The sequence below is a fragment of the Novosphingobium resinovorum genome, assembly GCF_027922145.1.
Taxonomy (GTDB): domain Bacteria; phylum Pseudomonadota; class Alphaproteobacteria; order Sphingomonadales; family Sphingomonadaceae; genus Novosphingobium; species Novosphingobium resinovorum.
Genome location: NZ_BSFC01000055.1, coordinates 1 through 1,103, shown reverse-complemented (window position 1 = coordinate 1,103; position 1,103 = coordinate 1). Strand labels below are relative to the sequence as shown.

Sequence of the window (1,103 nt, the reverse complement as noted above, 5' to 3'; positions counted from 1 at the left end):
GCGCCAGAACGGGTTCACCGGAACCATCACCGTCATCGGCCGCGAGCCGGAGCATCCTTACGAGCGGCCGCCGCTTTCGAAGGAGTACTTCGCGCGGGAGAAGACCTTCGATCGTCTCTACATCCGCCCGCCGACGTTCTGGGCCGAGAAGGAGGTGATCTTCAGGCTCTCCACCGAAGTCACCAAGGTGGACGCCGAGGCGAAGGAACTGACGCTCTCGAACGGCACGACGTTCGGTTACGGCAAGCTGGTCTGGGCGACCGGCGGCGATCCGCGGCGCCTGTCGTGTGGCGGCGCCGAGCTTGCGGGCGTCCACGCGGTGCGCACCCGCGAGGACTGCGACACGCTGATGGCCGAAGTCGATGCGGGGACGCGCAACATCGTCGTCATCGGCGGCGGCTACATCGGCCTGGAAGCTGCGGCGGTGCTGTCGAAGATGGGGCTCAGTGTGGTCCTGCTCGAAGCCCTGCCGCGCGTGCTGGCGCGCGTCGCGGGCGAGGAACTGTCCGAGTTCTACCAGAAGGAGCACCGCGATCACGGGGTGGACCTGCGCACCGGCGTTGCGGTCGAATGTCTCGAGGGCGACGGGCATCGTGTCACCGGCGTGAAGCTGGTCGACGGGGAGGTCATCCCGGCCGAGGCGGTGATCGTCGGCATCGGCATCGTGCCCGCCGTGGGCCCGCTGATCCTGGCGGGCGCCTCTGGGGCGAACGGCGTGGACGTGGACGAATTCTGCCGCACCTCGCTGCCGGACGTCTACGCGATCGGCGACTGCGCGGCTTTCGCCTGCGACTATGCGGGCGGCACGGTGATGCGGGTGGAATCGGTGCAGAACGCCAACGACATGGCGACGTGCGTGGCCAAGGCGATCTGCGGGGACGCAAAGCCCTACAAGGCGTTCCCTTGGTTCTGGTCGAACCAGTACGATCTCAAGCTGCAGACGGCCGGGATCAACATGGGCTTCGACCAGACGGTGACGCGCGGTGACGTCGAGGGGCGCAGTTTCTCGGTGGTGTATCTGAAGGACGGCCGCGTGGTGGCACTGGACTGCGTGAACAAGGTCAAGGACTACGTGCAGGGCCGAAAGTTGGTGGAAGCCTGCT

The 1,103-nt window shown here is 66.8% G+C and carries 1 protein-coding gene; it reads left to right on the top strand.

The window, feature by feature from the left end:
* The coding region (locus tag PKE80_RS25205; protein ID WP_271184826.1) for an NAD(P)/FAD-dependent oxidoreductase at positions 1 to 1,103 on the top strand (1,103 nt) is incomplete at both ends.